At 71.0% G+C, this 15,948-nt stretch carries 16 protein-coding genes; 11 read left to right on the forward strand and 5 right to left on the reverse strand.

Annotated elements, in window-relative coordinates; all coding sequences use genetic code 11:
• Genes DEJ11_RS06290 through DEJ11_RS06300 form a run of 3 tightly spaced genes read left to right on the forward strand, consistent with a single transcriptional unit; the run spans position 1 to position 4,386 of the window.
• A complete protein-coding gene (locus DEJ11_RS06290; protein WP_111033103.1) occupies positions 1-972 on the forward strand; it encodes a carbohydrate ABC transporter permease in 972 nt (323 codons plus the stop codon).
• Positions 969-1,880: a carbohydrate ABC transporter permease gene (locus DEJ11_RS06295; protein ID WP_111102993.1), complete on the forward strand. Its 912-nt coding sequence runs from the start codon at positions 969-971 to the stop codon at positions 1,878-1,880. The genes DEJ11_RS06290 and DEJ11_RS06295 overlap by 4 nt, the downstream gene beginning before the upstream one ends.
• Positions 1,881-1,890: 10 nt before the next feature.
• The gene (locus DEJ11_RS06300) at positions 1,891-4,386 is read left to right on the forward strand and encodes a glycoside hydrolase family 31 protein (RefSeq protein WP_111102994.1); all 2,496 of its coding nucleotides are present in this window, start codon (positions 1,891-1,893) and stop codon (positions 4,384-4,386) included.
• A 121-nt stretch (positions 4,387-4,507) separates the two neighbouring features.
• Here DEJ11_RS06300 and DEJ11_RS06305 read toward each other — a convergent pair whose 3' ends face one another.
• From DEJ11_RS06305 to DEJ11_RS06320, 4 genes are read right to left on the reverse strand one after another with little or no spacing between them, the layout of a single operon-like run.
• Positions 4,508-5,554, reverse strand: a complete 1,047-nt coding sequence (locus DEJ11_RS06305) for a LacI family DNA-binding transcriptional regulator (protein ID WP_111033100.1) — start codon at positions 5,552-5,554, stop codon at positions 4,508-4,510.
• Between the two features lie 51 nt (positions 5,555-5,605).
• Positions 5,606-6,319 (reverse strand): GAF and ANTAR domain-containing protein, encoded by a 714-nt coding sequence (locus DEJ11_RS06310; RefSeq protein WP_111030378.1) that lies wholly within the window; start codon positions 6,317-6,319, stop codon positions 5,606-5,608.
• Complete coding sequence (locus DEJ11_RS06315; protein ID WP_111054343.1) at positions 6,316-7,029, reverse strand: GAF and ANTAR domain-containing protein; 714 nt, start codon at positions 7,027-7,029, stop codon at positions 6,316-6,318. Before DEJ11_RS06315 ends, DEJ11_RS06310 begins: the two co-directional genes overlap by 4 nt.
• Complete coding sequence (locus tag DEJ11_RS06320) at positions 7,022-7,810, reverse strand: helix-turn-helix transcriptional regulator (protein ID WP_111046524.1); 789 nt, start codon at positions 7,808-7,810, stop codon at positions 7,022-7,024. Before DEJ11_RS06320 ends, DEJ11_RS06315 begins: the two co-directional genes overlap by 8 nt.
• Positions 7,811-7,994: 184 nt before the next feature.
• Between DEJ11_RS06320 and DEJ11_RS06325 the strand changes: the two genes are divergently transcribed.
• From DEJ11_RS06325 to DEJ11_RS06340, 4 genes are all read left to right on the forward strand, one after another.
• Complete coding sequence (locus DEJ11_RS06325) at positions 7,995-8,327, forward strand: hypothetical protein (RefSeq protein ID WP_071405799.1); 333 nt, start codon at positions 7,995-7,997, stop codon at positions 8,325-8,327.
• Positions 8,321-9,361 (forward strand): AraC family transcriptional regulator, encoded by a 1,041-nt coding sequence (locus DEJ11_RS06330; RefSeq protein ID WP_071405798.1) that lies wholly within the window; start codon positions 8,321-8,323, stop codon positions 9,359-9,361. The genes DEJ11_RS06325 and DEJ11_RS06330 overlap by 7 nt, the downstream gene beginning before the upstream one ends.
• Positions 9,362-9,495: 134 nt before the next feature.
• Positions 9,496-10,605 (forward strand): fatty acid desaturase family protein, encoded by a 1,110-nt coding sequence (locus DEJ11_RS06335; protein ID WP_110864824.1) that lies wholly within the window; start codon positions 9,496-9,498, stop codon positions 10,603-10,605.
• Between the two features lie 4 nt (positions 10,606-10,609).
• Entirely contained in the window at positions 10,610-10,831 is a 222-nt protein-coding gene (locus DEJ11_RS06340) for a cold-shock protein (protein ID WP_306789659.1), read from the forward strand.
• 611 nt (positions 10,832-11,442) lie between these two features.
• Here DEJ11_RS06340 and DEJ11_RS06345 read toward each other — a convergent pair.
• Entirely contained in the window at positions 11,443-12,126 is a 684-nt protein-coding gene (locus DEJ11_RS06345; protein WP_110865654.1) for a hypothetical protein, read from the reverse strand.
• Positions 12,127-12,324: 198 nt separating this feature from the next.
• Between DEJ11_RS06345 and DEJ11_RS06350 the strand changes: the two genes are divergently transcribed.
• The 4 genes from DEJ11_RS06350 to DEJ11_RS06365 are packed head-to-tail and all read left to right on the forward strand — an operon-like array spanning position 12,325 to position 15,923.
• On the forward strand, positions 12,325-12,840 hold the full coding sequence (locus DEJ11_RS06350) for a GNAT family N-acetyltransferase (RefSeq protein WP_111105280.1): 516 nt from the start codon (positions 12,325-12,327) through the stop codon (positions 12,838-12,840).
• Positions 12,837-13,508 (forward strand): HAD-IA family hydrolase, encoded by a 672-nt coding sequence (locus DEJ11_RS06355; RefSeq protein ID WP_258375582.1) that lies wholly within the window; start codon positions 12,837-12,839, stop codon positions 13,506-13,508. Before DEJ11_RS06350 ends, DEJ11_RS06355 begins: the two co-directional genes overlap by 4 nt.
• The gene (locus DEJ11_RS06360) at positions 13,505-14,155 is read left to right on the forward strand and encodes an HAD family hydrolase (protein WP_111105278.1); all 651 of its coding nucleotides are present in this window, start codon (positions 13,505-13,507) and stop codon (positions 14,153-14,155) included. Before DEJ11_RS06355 ends, DEJ11_RS06360 begins: the two co-directional genes overlap by 4 nt.
• Before the next feature lie 19 nt (positions 14,156-14,174).
• Positions 14,175-15,923 carry an AMP-binding protein gene (locus DEJ11_RS06365; RefSeq protein WP_111105277.1) on the forward strand — a complete coding sequence of 583 codons (1,749 nt, stop codon included), beginning with the start codon at positions 14,175-14,177 and terminating at the stop codon, positions 15,921-15,923.
• The last annotated feature ends 25 nt before the right edge of the window (positions 15,924-15,948 follow it).

Here is a 15,948-nt window from a genome sequence, read left to right on the forward strand (position 1 = left end):
ATGACCATGCAGACCCCGCTCTCCCGCGACACCGACCCGGACACCTCCGGACCGGCGACCGACGCAGCCCGCACGCACCGGCGTGTGGGTTCCCGCGGTGTCGGTTCACTCAGCCGCACGGAGGGCATGTACTACCTGTTCCTCGTGCCGGCCCTCGTGCTGTTCACGGCGTTCGTCGTCGCCCCCGCCTGCGTCGGCGTCTTCTACAGCTTCACCGACTACCTCGGGTTCGGGCAGTGGGACTTCATCGGCGTCGAGAACTACAAGGCGCTCGTCTCCGACCCGGCGATCCTGGCGTCGTACGGGTTCACGCTCGGCTTCGCGGCCGTCACCGTCGTCGTCACGCAGGTCGTCGCGCTGTCCCTGGCGATCGCCCTGGCGAAGAAGATCCGGTTCGCCGCCGGGTTGCGGTCGGTCTTCGTCATCCCGATGGTGATCTCGGGGATCATCGTCGCCTACGTGTTCAACTTCCTGTTCTCGAACACCGTGCCGGCCCTGGCCACGAGCGTCGGTTTCGGCCCGCTCGAGCAGAGCATCCTCGGCGACCCGAACCTCGCCTGGCTCGCGATCGTGATCGTGTCCGCCTGGCAGACCGTGCCCGGCGCGCTCCTCATCTACACGGCGGGCCTGACGTCCATCCCCGAAGAGCTGTACGAGGCCAGTGCGCTCGACGGCGCGACCGGCTGGAAGCAGCTCCGCTCGATCACGCTCCCGCTGCTCGGCGGCTTCATCGTCATCAACACCGTGCTCGGTGTGAAGGGCTACCTCGGCGCCTACGACGTGATCGTCGGTCTGACCAACGGCGGCCCCGGCAGCGCGACGAGCAGCGTCGCGATGACCATCTTCGGCGGCTTCACCGGCGGCGACTACGCCTACCAGATGGCGAACGCGACCGTGTTCTTCATCATCACCGTCCTCATCTCCGTGCTGCAGCTCGCGGCGACCCGCGGAAGGAACCTGCGACTCGCATGACCGCCATCGACACCCGACCCCCGACCGACACCCGCGCCGCGACCACCGGCGGCGGCGGTCGCTCCGGCCGCGGCCACCGCCGACGACTGGGCGGCACGAACTGGACGCTGACCGTGGTCCTCGGCCTTGCGTCACTGACCGTGCTCATCCCGCTGTACGTGACGCTCTCGATGGCCTTCAAGACGACCGAGCAGTCCGTCGACGGCAATGCACTCTCGCTGCCGTTCCCGTTCAACCCGGGCTCGTTCGCCGAGGCCTGGCAGCTGACCCGGTTCCCGGTGTCCTTCTCGGTGTCGCTGGGCGTCGCGGCGCTCACCGTCGTCGCGACGCTGCTGCTCAGCTCGTTCGCCTCGTACGCGATCGTCCGGAACTGGCACAAGCGGTTCTTCCGGTACTCGTTCGTCTACCTGCTCGCGGCGATGTTCCTGCCGTTCCCGGTGGTGGCGCTGCCGCAGATCAAGCTGACCGCCGAGATCGGCCTCGACAACCCGATCGGCGTCGGGATCCTGCACGCCATGTTCCAACTGTCGTTCAGCGTGCTGCTCTACTCGGCGTACCTGCGGTCGATCCCGGTCGAACTCGAGGAGAGCGCCCGCATCGACGGGGCGTCCACGTGGCAGATCTTCTGGCGGATCATCCTGCCGCTCCTCGGCCCGATGAACGCGACGGTCGGCATCTTCGCGTTCCTGGCATCGTGGAACGACTTCATGATGCCGTCGCTCATCACGGCGGATCCGGGGTTGCAGACCCTGCCCGTGGTGCAGAACATCTTCCAGAGTCAGTTCGGCACCAACTACAACGTCGCCTTCGCCTCGTACTTGATGGCGATGGCGCCCACGATCATCGTCTACCTGTTCGCGCAGCGCTGGGTCATCAGCGGCGTGACGCAGGGCGCGGTCAAGAGCTGAGAGGCACCACGTGAGCAGCAGCACCACCGGCACCAGCACGACCGGCACCACCGGCGCCGTCCTCCCCACCATCCGTCCGTTCCCGGGGTCGGACCCGGTCGCCGACCCCGCAGCCGTCGTCACCGGCGACCACTGGCGCATCACCGTTCTCGACGCCGGGGCGTTCCGCATCGAGTGGAGCGACGACGGCGGGTTCGAGGACCGCGCATCGACCTTCGCGATGCGCCGACGCCTGCCCGTGCCGGCCTTCACCGTGGAGCGGACGGCCGGCGCCGACGGCACCGGCACCGCCGCCGGCGTCGTCGTCACCACGGATCGCGCCCGCCTGCGCTACGACGGCCGCCCCTTCAGCCCGAGCGGCCTGGTCGTCGAGACCACCGGTCCGGACGCCAACCGCTGGCGCTGGGGGCAGGAGCCGCGCGACCTCGGCGGCACCGGCCGCACCCTCGACGACGTCGACGGCCGGATGCCGCTCGAGTCGGGGATCCTGGCCCGCGACGGCATCACCGCGCTCGACGACAGCGAGTCGTTCCTGTTCGCGGACGACGGCTGGATCGGCACACGGGTCCCCGGGCGCCGCGACGTCACGGTCTTCGCGTACGGCCGCGACTACGACGCCGCGCTCCGCAAGTACCACGCCGTCTCCGGGCCGCCCTCACGGATGCCGCGGTGGGCACTCGGCAACTGGTGGAGCCGGTACCACCCGTACAGCGACACCTCGTACCTCGAGCTGCTGGACCGCTTCGCCGCCGAACACCTGCCGTTCTCGGTCGCCGTCATCGACATGGACTGGCACCGGGTGGACTCGGTCCCGCCGCGCTTCGGCAACGGCTGGACGGGGTACTCCTGGGAGCCGTCGCTGTTCCCGAACCCCGAGGCCTTCCTCGCCGAGCTGCACCGCCGGGGGATGCGCACGACGCTGAACCTGCACCCCGCCGACGGCGTGCGGGCGTTCGAGGACGCCTACCCCGCGGTGGCCCGGGCGGTGGGCGTCGACCCGGAGACCGAGCAGCCGATCCCGTTCGACCCGACGGACCGGCGGTTCCTGCAGGCCTACTTCGAGCAGCTGCACCGCCCGCTCGAGGAGCGGGGCGTCGACTTCTGGTGGATCGACTGGCAGCAGGGTCGTGAGACCGGGCTGCCCGGGGTCGACCCGCTGTGGCTGCTCAACCACTTCCACCTGCTCGACTCGGCGCGACACGCGGCGTCGAGCGACGCAACCGCCGACACGACCGCGGACACAGACACCGACGCAACCGCGGTCCCGGCGCCCGTCGACGGCATGACCTTCTCGCGCTACGCCGGCCCCGGCAGCCACCGGTACGCCGTCGGGTTCTCCGGTGACGCCGTCGTGTCGTGGGCGTCCCTGGCGTTCCAGCCCGAGTTCACCGCCACCGCCGCGAACATCGGCTACCCCTGGTGGAGCCACGACATCGGCGGCCACACGCGCGGCGTCCGCGACGACGAGCTCGCCACCCGCTGGGTGCAGTTCGGGGTGTTCTCGCCGATCATGCGCCTGCACTCCGCCAACAACCCGTTCATCCGCAAGGAGCCGTGGGCGTTCCCCGCCGAGGCCCGCGCCGCGATGGGGGAGGCACTCCGCTTCCGTCACCGCCTGGTGCCGTACCTGCACACGATGAACCACGGCACCGCCGAGGGCACCGCGCTGGTCCGGCCGCTCTACCACCTGGAGCCGCGCCGCGACGACGCGTACCGGGTGCCGAACACCTACGCGTTCGGCTCGGAGCTGCTCGTCGCCCCGATCGTGGCGCCGAGCGACCCGGTCAGCCGGCACGGGGTGGCCCGGGCCTGGCTGCCGCCGGGCACCTGGACCGACGTCTTCACCGGCACGGTGTACGCGGGCGACCGGTTCGTCGACCTGCACCGCACGCTCGACACGGTGCCGGTCCTGCTGCGCGCCGGTGGGATCCTGCCGCTCGCCGCGGCCGACCAGCTCGACGCAACCGTCAACCCGACGGCGTTCGAGGTCCTCGTCGCACCGGGTGCGCCCGGCGAGTTCACCCTGGTCGAGGACCACGAGGGCGAGGGCAGCCGCACCGCCCGGACCCGTCTGACCTGGGATCCCGAGCACGCCGAGTTCCGGGTGCACGCCACCACCGGAGCCCTCGACGTCGTCCCCGCCCACCGCGACTGGCGGATCACGTTCCTCGCCGCACCGGCCGACGGGCAACCGACTTCGGCACGCTCGGCCGACCGGTTCTCGGTCGACCTGTCCGTCGACTCGGCGTCGGGCGGATCGGTCACGCTGGTCGGCGCTCCGGTCATCGGTGTCGACGCGCGGGAGGCCGTGCGGCGGGTCCTCGAGGGCGCGCAGGCGGGCAACCCGGAGAAGCTCGAGGCGTGGGACGTCGTGGCGAAGGACCTGCCGCGTGCGGACCGCATCGTCGAGCTCGGCACCGTCGGGCTGCCCGACGCCGTGCGGGACGTCGTCGTCGAGCTGCTCGGCAGCGCGCACCCGGGGGAGTCGGGTCCCGCAGGCCGCTGACGGCCCGCGACGGGGGGATTGCGGACGGGAGGCCCGTGGTCGGCCCGCCACGTGACCTGGGGTCGGCCACACTTCGGACGGGAGGCCCGTGGCGGCACCGCCACGGGCCTCCCGTCTGTCGTCAGGCGCCCTGGTGCGCCGCCCGGTCGGACGTGCCGTCCGCGTACGGCGCGCTCTCCCCGACGAGCAGGCGGTGGCCGACCGTGACCAGCCGGCCCGGCACGTCGGAGCCGTCCATCCGCTCGACCAGCAGGTCGAGCGCGGTGTCGGCGAGGGCGACCGTGTCGGGCGCGACGGAGGTCAGGCTCGGCACCAGGCTCGACCCGAGTCCGACCGCGTCCCACCCGACGACGGCGACGTCGCCGGGGGCGTCCAGGCCGCGCAGGCGCATCGCCCGGAGCGCCCCGAGTGCAGCCAGATCGTCGCGGCAGAGCAGACCGTCGACCCGCAACCCGGCGTCGAGCGCGGCGCCGAAGGCGACCTCGGCACCGGCGGCGTCGCCGACCTCGCGGGGGACCAGCAGCGCGTCGTCGAGCGACAGGCCCGCGGCGACGAGTCCGGCGCGGTAGCCGTCCAGACGCAGTCCGGACGTGCGCGACGACGGGCCGGTCTCGTGCCCGAAGAACCCGATGCGGCGGCAGCCGAGCGCCACGAGGTGCGCGACGGCCTCGGTGGCGGCCCCGGCGTTGTCGATGACGACCTGGTCGGCGTGCGGGGGCCGGACGTCCTCGCCGAGGAACACCACGGCGGTGTCGCCGCGGATCCGGTCGATCGCCTCGGGCGTGAGCACCTGCGGGTGGATCACGACCCCGTCGACCACACCGGCCTCGCGTCCCCGCACCGCCGAGCGTTCACCGTCGGGGTCGCCGCCGGTCTCCTCGAGCAGGAGCTGGTAGCCGCGGTCGGCGCACACCCGCGAGAACACGTGGGCCAGTTCGGCGAAGTACGGACGCCGCAGGTCGGGGAACGCGAAGGCGAGCATGTTCGAGCGTCCCGTCGCCAGGGACCGGCCTGAGACGTTCGGGCGGTACCCGAGCTCGTCGATGGCGGCCTGCACCCGGCTGCGCATCGGGTCGCTGACGTGCTGGTAGCCACGGACGACGTTGGACACGGTCTTCATCGAGACGCCGGCGTGCGCGGCGACGTCCTGCAGCGTGACCTTGCCCATCCGCTCACCGTAGCGGGCGGAGGGGCACCGGACCCGGCGGGGCCGGGCTCGTCAGGGGACGAGTCGGCGCTGCACGATCGCGCGGGCGACCTCGGAGAGCGGCTCGTGGTGCTCGAGCGCGTACCCGCGGATCACCGCGAAGGCGTCCTCGATGGAGACGCCGCGCAGGTACGACACGACGCCCTTGGCCTGCTCGATGACCTCGCGTGACCCGATGGTCCGCTGCAGCTGCGCGCGGACGACCTCGTGCTCGCGCAGGGAACGTTCGTGCAGGATGCCGATCGTGGCCACGTCGGCCAGGGCCCGGGCGACGCGCAGGTCCGACTCCGCGAGGGCACCGACGCCGGCCCCGAACAGGTTGAGCGTGCCGATGACGTTGCTCCCCAGCCGGAGCGGGACGGCGTGCACGGAGCGGAACCCGAGCGCGAGCGCACCCGTGCGGAACATCGCCCACTCCGCCGGGGCGACCTCGATGTCCGGGCACGTCACGACCCGTCCGGTCGCGAACGAGGTCATGCAGGGGCCGGCCTCGGCGTCGAGCTGCAGCACCTCGACGAGACGGGTCGCCTCGGAGGTGGAGGCCACGACCTCGAGCTCCTGGTCGTCGTTCGCGAGCAGGATGCCCGCGGCGTCGATGTCGAGCACGTCGGCGCACGTCTCGACCAGGGTCTGCAGGAGTTCCACGACGTCGTAGGCGTCCACCAGGGTGTCGGCGAGCGACGTGAACGTCTCCAGGATCCGGGCTTCTCGGCCTGCCGTCGTCACTGGACCTCCTCGATCAGGTCGCCTCGCTTCTCGAACCGGACCGTGCCGTCGAGGATCTCCTCCGCCACCCGCCGCATCGTCGTCCGGCGGGCGAAGGCGTGGCCCTGCAGCAGCAGGTAGGCGTCCTCGGGGCTGATGTCGAGCTGCGCGAGCACGACCCCGGTGGCCTGGTGCACCACGCGCCGCGACGACGGGCTGCGGTCGAGCAGGGCGTCGTCCTCGTCCGCGATGGAGCGCAGCGCCCGGCGCAGGACCCGGCGGCTGACGGCCGAGGCGAGGGTCATGGCCTGCCGCACGGTGTCGTCCTCGATCGTCGCGGGCTCCGGCACGTACACGTCGATCGCGCCGAGCGGGAACGGCCCGAAGGCGACCGGGAACGCGAAGACCGCGCCGACGGGTTCGCTCCGGACGGCATCGTTGAAGGCGGGCCACGCGGCGTTCGGACGCTGCACGAGATCCGTCTCCAGCACTGGAGCATCGGTCGCGAGCGCGGTCCAGCACGGTCCCTCGGACAGGTCGAGCTGGATCTCGTCGATCCGGGTGGCGACCTCGTCGGTCGCGGACACGGTCTCGCTCGGGCACAGGTCACCGAAGGTCGAGATCGAGACACCGCCCATCGGCAGCGCGAGCGCGAACGGCCGACTGAGTTCGTCGTCGGCGATCTCCGCCGACCGGAGCGCACGGAGTGCACGCTCGAATGCGTCATCCATGGGCGCCTTCCCTGCCGTCTCTCGATCCTACGCGCTGGTCGGTGTCGGACGATCCGGACGGCGCAGGCACGTTCGGCGGTGGGCCGGCGCGCCAGGCCGGCAGCTCTGCGGGCGGGTACGACCCCTGCTCGTCCTGCACCCGGAGCATCGCGTCCAGGGCCACCAGCGTCACGCCGGAGGTCTCACGGACCACCGTCCGCACCGCGTTGCCGAGCAGGAACGCCATCAGGTCCTCGCTGCCGCCGTCCGGCCGGTAGTCCCGCCACGGACCGGTCCCCGCGCGTTGCAGGGCACCGGCGAGCACCGCCTTCGCGTCGTCGACGTCGACCTCGCAGTCGAGCACCAGGCGGAAGCGTCGCTGGCTCCGGTCCGACAGGCTCGGTGCGCCGTCTTCGTCGTCCTCGGGAACGAAGGACCGCAGCGCCGACGAGGGCGCGATGCCGTACGCCGCACGGAACGCCGCAGCCATCCGGCCCGCGTTGCTGAACTGCCAGCGTTCGGCGATCTCCGCGATCGTCCGCCGGTCCGGCGCACCGGAGGCTTCCTGCAGGTCGCGACGGACACCCTCCAGGCGCACGGCGCGCAGGAAGGTTCCCGGGGACTGCCCGATCTCGGCCTGGAACCGCTTCTGCAGGCTCCGCGGCGACAGCTGCACGGCCGCGGCGACGTCGGCGACGGTGATGTGGGTCGCAGCCTGCTCGTGGACGAACCGCATCGCATCCCGGACCGCACGCGAGAGTCGGGGCGGGCCGTCCTGGGTCGCGCTGCTCCCGTCGCTCATGCGCCGACCGTACGGGACCCGCCGATGGCGCGCTCCCAGGGCACCGATCGAGGCGACGGATGATCCACCTTGCGCGGTACGAAGTCAACCCCTGACATGACCGGAATCGTCCTGTCGATACTGAAAGTGTCTCGTGCATCGCGGTCGAAGCGATGCGCCACATCGAACCGACAGGGAGGGCGCGATGGGACACCGCCAGGGGTCCACGACCGTGATGACCGAGGCCGCCGTCTGGCAGCAGGTCGTCCACACCGACCGGATCCGTGCGCTCGCCGCGACGGACCCGACGGACATCCGCGTCCAGCCGGTCGACGCCGGGTGCTGGCGGGTGGTCGACGCCGCAGCTGCATGGGGGGATCCCGACATGCTCCTCGGCTTCATCGAGCGCACGGTGGACGGGTTCGACTGCACGCTCATGGCGGCGCTGCACGAGCACGACCGGCGAGCGAGCCTGCAGGACGCCCGCGCCTGGTTCGAACACCGCTGCGGACAGCGCTTCGACGAGGCACCGTGCTGACCGCGGTCCACGGGACCGACGCCGCCCGGACCGTCACCGCGAGGATCGACGCTCAGCGACGCCGCACCGAACGATCCGGTACCGACCGGGCCTTCGCCGCACGCGTGCTCGCCCAGGCCGGGCACGGCCGTGACGTGCGCTTCGACGTCGAGGACGACGCCTTCCGGCTGCCGTTCCGCTTCCGCTACCGGACCCGACGGGACGGTTGCGTGAGCCTCGTCACCGCGTCGGCGACCTCCGGCTTCTCCGGGGTCTTCGAGCCCATCGACCGCATCGTCGTCGGGTGGTCGAGCACTGGAGGTGTCCGCATCGCCGTCGAGGACGGCGTCGTCCTCGAGACCCGCCCGGGCACGCCCGTCCTGATGCCGACGTCCGGGGAGTTCTCGGTGCGCGCCCCGAAGGGCACGCTGCAGCTCGTGAGCATCGACCGGTCGCTCCTCGACCAGGTGCGCTCGTCGCTGGGAGCAGCGTCCGAACTGCCGACGCGGGGTGCCGAGCCCGCCGTCGCTGCCCTCGAACACCTGCGCCGGTGCGTCGAGCAGGTGGCCGTCACCGCGACGCGCGACGGGTTCACGTCCGGTGCCCGGACCGGTGCGCAGGTCGCGCTGGTCGAGGCCGTACTCGGAGCCTTCGGCGTGCGGACGCCCGCGGTCCTCCGCCGTGCGGTGACGCCGTCGACGGTCGAGCTCGCCGAGGCCTACCTCGAAGGACACTGCGAGCGGACGTTGTGCCTGGCCGACATCTGCGACGCCGTGGGCGTGAGCCCGCGGACCCTGCAGACGGCCTTCATGCGGGAGCACGGTGTGTCGCCGATGACGTTCCTGCTGCGGATGCGGCTCGATCGGGTGCGCGCGGCACTGGAGTCCAGCAGCCGGCACGAGACGAGTGTGAGCGAGGCCGCGATGGCCTGGGGCTTCCGGCACCTGGGGCGGTTCTCGGGCACGTACTTCCGTCGGTTCGGGGAGTACCCGGGACAGACGTTGCGCGCATCGTCCGGTCGGTGCGCGGACGGTCCGGAGCGCCACGCGGGCTGAGTTCGTGCACTGCGCAACGTGTTCTGGACACCACGGTGAACACGCAAGTTCGGCCCCTAGGGTCGCCGCAAGCGCAATCGCGTGAACTCCCTCGAACCGGTTGAAGGACCGATCCGTACCGGAAGGCGGTCCACATGACCACCACTCCGCTCGCTCCGGGTTACACCCGCACTCGTCCCGCTACGGGGGCCCGCAAGGGCACCTCGACCTACTCCGCGCTCCTGGCGCAGGTGAAGGAGAACGGCCTCCTGCGCCGTCGTACCGGTTTCTACTGGGCACTGTTCGGCGCACTCGTCGGCAGCCTCGCCCTCACCTGGGTCGCGTTCGCGTTCCTGGGTGACTCGTGGTTCCAGCTGATCGTGGCCGGTGCGCTGGGCGTGCTGTTCACGCAGTTCGCGTTCCTGTCGCACGAAGCCGCGCACCGTCAGGTGTTCGAGTCCCAGAAGTGGAACGACCGCGCGGGCCGCTGGCTCGGCACGTTCCTCGTGGGCCTGAGCTACTCGTGGTGGATGAACAAGCACACCCGTCACCACGGCAACCCGAACACCGTCGGCAAGGACCCGGACATCGCCCCCGACGGCATCCGGTTCCTGCCGGAGGACGCCGCCGCCGTCAAGGGTGGCGCGATGAAGACCTTCATGCGCTTCCAGGGGTGGCTCTTCTTCCCCCTCCTCACGCTCGAGGGCCTGAACCTGCACCGCTACGCCGTGATGTCGATCGTCACCGGCAACGGCACCAAGGCCGACAAGAAGCACCGCCTCATCGAAGGCGCCCTGCTCGTTGCCCGTTTCGCGATCTACCTGACGGTGGTGTTCTGGTTCCTGCCGTTCGGGATGGCGTGTGCGTTCCTCGGGGTGCAGCTGGCCGTGTTCGGCGTGATGATGGGTGCCTCGTTCGCCCCGAACCACAAGGGCATGCCGACCATCGCCCACGACGCAAAGGTCGACTTCTTCTCCCGCCAGGTGCGCACGTCGCGCAACATCCGTGGCGGCTGGTGGGTGTCGTTCCTGATGGGTGGCCTGAACTACCAGGTCGAGCACCACCTGTTCCCGTCGATGCCGCGTCCGGCGCTGAAGCAGGCTCGCCTGCTCGTCCGTGACCACTGCGACACCCTCGACGTGCCGTACACCGAGACCACGTTGCTGCGCTCGTACGGGATCGTCGTCCGGTACCTCAACCGCGTCGGCCTCGCCGCCCGCGACCCCTTCGCGTGCCCCATGGTCGCGCAGCTGCGCATCCACTGACGCCGTGCTGACCGCCATGCCCACGGGCACCGTCAAGTGGTTCGACCACAGCAAGGGGTTCGGCTTCATCCACCCCGACGACGGGTCCCAGGACCTGTTCGCGCACTTCTCCAGCATCGTCGCGGCGACCGGCTCCCGGCCGCTCGCCCAGGACGACCACGTGCAGTACGAGATCGGGCCCGGCAAGAAGGGCCCGCAGGCGGACAACATCTCGATCATCCGCTGATCGGCACCACCACGAGCAACGCCCCGACCGGTCCGGTCGGGGCGTTGCTCGTTGCGCGCGTCGCCGTCGCTGGCCGAGCCTCGCTCCGCTGGACAGACCGCGCGTCCCGGCACCCGCAACCTGTCCGCGGGCCGAGTCTCGGTGGGGGCCGCCGGCCCGGCGCACCACGGGACGGACGGGAGGCCCGGTGTCAGCTGGCACCGTCCCTCCCGGCACGGCCGTCGAGCCGCCTGCACCCGGCCCATAGCTGCGGGCTGGGCTGTGTTTCGCGCTGAGCGACAGACCACGCGGACGTGAGCACGTGAGGTGTCGCCCAGCCCGTAACGACGGCGGCCGCCGGCCCGGCGTCCGCACATGACGGACGGGAGGCCCGGTGCCAGCTGGCGCTGGGCCTCCCGTCCGTCTGTGCGCCCGTTCTTTCCCATCGCGCGCGCGTTGGTTCGCAAGAACGGGCGTACCTGGTCGAAAAAACTCGCCAGGTACGCCCGTTTCCGCCAGGTACACCTGGTTCCGCCAGGTACGCCCGATACCGCTCGACGCACGAGCCGCGACGCAAGTCGGCCCGGACCGCGCTACTGCGTGGTCCGGGCCGATTGCGGTGGTGCGGGGTGTTACTTGATCTGTGCGGTGATGGTGGCGGTGCCGACGAGCAGGCCGCGCTTGACGGCGTCGGTGCCGAAGGTCTTGTTCAGCAGGCCGGCGGCGTCTTCGCTGATGTGGACGGTGGTGCCGGTGAGGATGGCGTTGTCGCCCTCGAGCTGGAGGGGCTTGAGGGAGCCGCCGTGCAGCTCGAACAGGAACGCGTTGGCCGCGGCGACCTTGCCGTTGACGAGGACGTCACCGTAGAGCTTGGACGAGCCCGGGTTCACGACGAAGTTCTCCAGCGTGACGGTGGTGTCGCCGGCCTTCAGGGTCAGACCCGAGTCGTCGTGGTTCAGCAGGCCCTGCACGTACGGGCGGTAGTTGCCATCCGGCGACCAGTAGGTGACCGACCCGGCGGTGATCGGGAACGACACCGACCCGTCAGCCAGGGTCGCATCGCCCGAGACGCCGGGGGTGAGCTTCAGGGCGGTGAGGGCGTCGGTGAAGCCGGAGTCGAGCTTCACGGCGGTGGAGCCACCGAGGACCTCGGGGACCGAGGCGACGGGTGCGGGGATCTTCGACTCGGACGACGAGGACACCGTGTGCACGTTCGGGGTCGCGGCCTGGGCGGAGGAGATCCCGAACGCGGCACCGCCGAGGACGAGGGCGCCGGTCGTGGCGAGGGTGATGGAGGTCTTGAGGCTCTTACGCATCGTGATCAGTCCTTTGCTGTTGTCGCGCTCGGCGCGGCTGCTGTGTGCGCGCCGAACACACCCTTGGTGGGGTGGAGAACCAGCGATGTGCGGCTGGTGAGCGCTCCGGGTGTTTCCCGGTCGTTGCAGGTGATTCGGCGTCGTCCGCCAGTCGGATTGGAACGATTTCTCCGGGCCTGCCACCCCTAGGCTCGGGTCATGCGGGGAACGATGATCCGACCGACCACGGAGGACGACTGGGAGTCCGTGCGGGCACTGCGACTGGAGATGCTCCGGGACACCCCGAAGGCGTACGGGGAGCGGCTCGCCGACGCGGAGCGGCTGCAGGAGCGTGACTGGCGCCGACGCGGCCGCCGTGAGCACGACGTCGGTGGGACCACCCTCGCCGCCATCGACGCCGACGGCCGGTGGCTCGGGACGATGGGGGTGTTCGTCCCCGGCCCCCGCGTCGGGCCGCTCCTGGTCGGCGTCTACGTCGCACCGTCGCACCGGGGTCGTTCCGCCGGTGTCGCCGATGCGTTGCTCGACGAGATCGAGATGTGGGCGGCGGCGCACGGATCGGCCCTTCGGCTGCACGTGCACCAGGGGAACACCCGCGCGCAGGCCTTCTACGCCCGACGTGGCTACGAGCCGACGGGTGCGACCGAGGCGTACGTGCTCGATCCGAGCGAACTCGAGGTCGAGATGATCCGGCAGCTGCGGGGTTCGCTGTGAGCGGCGGGACGGACGGAGCTGGCGGGGCTGCCGGGTCCGTCGTGCGGTGGCTGCTGTCCGACGTGGGCGGCGTCCTCGAACTCGTCGACGACGCCGCCTGGCCCGGGCACTTCCGGGCACGATGGGCCGAGCGTCTCGGGATGACGACCGACGACTTCTCCGCACGCCTCGTCGCAGCGGACCTGCCCGACGCCTCCCGTCAGACCGGCGTCGTCGACCGGTACTGGGGCGCGATCGGGACAGCGCTCGACCTCGGGGCCGACCAGCTCGCCGTCATGCGGGCCGACTTCTGGGATGCGTACTGCGGAACCCTGAACGAACCGCTGTACGACTTCCTCGCCGGACTCCGCGGCACCATCGGCCTCGCGATCCTGTCGAACTCGGGCGATGGTGCTCGAGAGGAAGAGGAGCGGCGCTTCCGGTTCTCGGCGGTGTTCGACCCGATCTGCTACTCCCACGAGATCGGTGTGAACAAGCCAGACGCCGAGGCGTTCCGGATCACGCTCGAGCGCTTGGGGGCGGACCCGGACGAGGTGTTCTTCGTGGACGACGTGCCGGAGAACATCGAGGCCGCACGTGCGCTCGGCATCGGGGCGCACCTGCACGTCGACACCGACGAGACGATCCGGGTGCTCGATGCGGTCGTGCGGGGGAGCGGCCGGCAGTGACCGTCGGCATCGTGTTCTTCGACGTCGACGGCACCCTCGTCAGCCCCGGTTCCAGCAGCAGCTTCCTTGCCGCCCGGCTCGGGCACCAGGGCACGCTCGACGACGCAGAAGCCCGCTACGCCGACGGCGGTCTCACCAACCAGCAGGTCAGTGAAGTCGACGCACTCGGGTGGCGTGACACATCCGTCGCGACGGTCGACCGGTGGCTCGACGACCTGCCGGTGTTGCCCGGAACCGAGACCGTCGTCGCGTGGTGCCATGCCCACGACGTCGAACCCGTGCTCGCGTCGCTCGCGTGGCAGCCCGTGACCCGTTCCCTCGCGCGGCGGTTCGGTTTCGTCCCGAACGGCGGGCCCCGAGTCGGCGAGCACGGCGGCGTCCACGACGGCACCGTCGCCGAGCACTTCGACGAGTTCGACAAGCGGGACCGGGCGCTCGCGCTCGCTCGCGACCTCGGTGTGTCGGTCGAACACTGCTGCGCCATCGGCGACAGCCGCTCGGACATCCCGCTCTTCCAGGCGCTCCCCAGTGCGTTGGCGCTCAACGCGGGTCCGGCGGCACGTGCGGCCGCGAGTGACGCGATCGACGCGGACGACCTCTCGCGCATCATTCCCTGGCTCGACCGCTGGCTCCGGGAACTCGCCTGATCGATCGGCTCTGAGACGGATGCGGCATGATCGGTCCGTGCCTGATGTGAACCCGACCGCCGCGTACCGTGCCGCCCGCGACCAGCTCCTCGCCGCGGACTCTCCCGAGGCGGCACGCGCCGGGTTCCGCTGGCCGGACGTCGGCGACACGTTCAACTGGGCGACCGACTGGTTCGACGTCATCGCGACCGACAACAGCCGCACCGCGCTCTGGATCGTCGAGGAGGACGGCCGTGAGCAGCGGTTCAGCTACGCCGAGATGGCCGCACGGTCCGATCGGCTCGCCGCGCGCCTGCACGGCTTCGGCGTGCAGCAGGGCGACCACGTCCTCGTCATGCTCGGCAACCAGCTCGAGCTCTGGGAGACCATGCTCGCCGTGATCAAGCTCGGTGCGGTCATCCTGCCGACGTCGACCATGCTCGACACGGCCGACCTGCAGGACCGCGTCGACCGGGGCTCAGTGGCGCACGTCGTCACGAACCGGAGCGAGACGCACAAGTACGACGACGTCCGCGGGTCCTTCACGCGCATCGTCATCGGCGGTCCCGCTGACGGGTGGACGGAGTACCCGAGCGACCTGGGTGAGCCCGCTCCCAGTGATGAGGTCCGCCCCCACGTCGTCACCCGCACGACCGACCCGTGCCTGGTCTACTTCACGTCCGGCACGACGTCGAAGCCGAAGATGGTCGTGCACACCCAGACGTCGTACCCGGTCGGGCACCTCAGCACGATGTACTGGCTCGGCGTCCGGCCCGGTGACGTGCACCTGACGATCAGCTCGCCCGGGTGGGGCAAGCACGCCTGGAGCTGCTTCTTCGCGCCGTGGATCGCGGAGGCCACCGTGTTCATCCACAACACTGCGCGCTTCGACCCCGCCGCACTCCTCGCGCAGCTCGAGCGGGCCGAGGTCAACACGTTCTGCGCGCCGCCGACCGCGTGGCGGATGATGCTGCAGTCCGACCTCGGCGTGAAGCCGCGCGCGCTCCGTGAGCTCATCTCGGCCGGCGAGCCGCTCAACCCCGAGGTCATCGGCCGGGTCGAAGCGGCGTGGGGGCTCACCATCCGCGACGGCTACGGGCAGACCGAGACCACGGCGATCATCGGCAATGCTCCGGGCGCCGCCGTGACGCCCGGCGCGATGGGCAAGCCGCTCCCCGGCGTGACCGTGACGCTGCTCGACCCCGTCACCGGCGAACCGGGCGACGAGGGCGAGGTCTGCCTCGACCTCACCGAGCGGCCCGTCAACCTGATGGCCGAGTACCTCGGCGACCCCGACCGCACGGCATCGTCATTGCGCGACGGCTTCTTCCACACCGGCGACATCGCCGTCCGCGACGCCGACGGCGAGCTGACCTTCATCGGCCGCACCGACGACGTCTTCAAGTCCTCGGACTACAAGGTGTCGCCGTTCGAGGTGGAGAGCGCCCTGCTGCAGCACCCGGCCGTGGCCGAGAGCGGCGTCGTCCCGGCACCCGACGACGCCCGTCTCAACGTCGTCAAGGCGTACGTCGCGTTGGCCACCGGATGGGAGGCGTCGGCCGACACCGCCAGGCAGGTCCTGGAGTACGCACGCACGGCTCTCCCCGCCTATGCGCGCGTCCGCCGCGTCGAGTTCGCGGAGCTCCCGAAGACCATTTCGGGCAAGATCCGCCGCGTGGAGCTCCGGGAGCGCGAGGAGCAGTCGGTGACCAACGGCACGCGCGCCGAGGGGGAGTGGCGCGACGACGAGTTCCCCGGCCTCCGAGCACCCCGCCCGCAGGCGAGCTGACCCCGCACGGGCACCGAGGGCTCGG

It is taken from the genome of Curtobacterium sp. MCLR17_058 (assembly GCF_003234705.2).
In the GTDB taxonomy this organism is placed as follows: Bacteria; Actinomycetota; Actinomycetes; order Actinomycetales; family Microbacteriaceae; genus Curtobacterium; species Curtobacterium flaccumfaciens.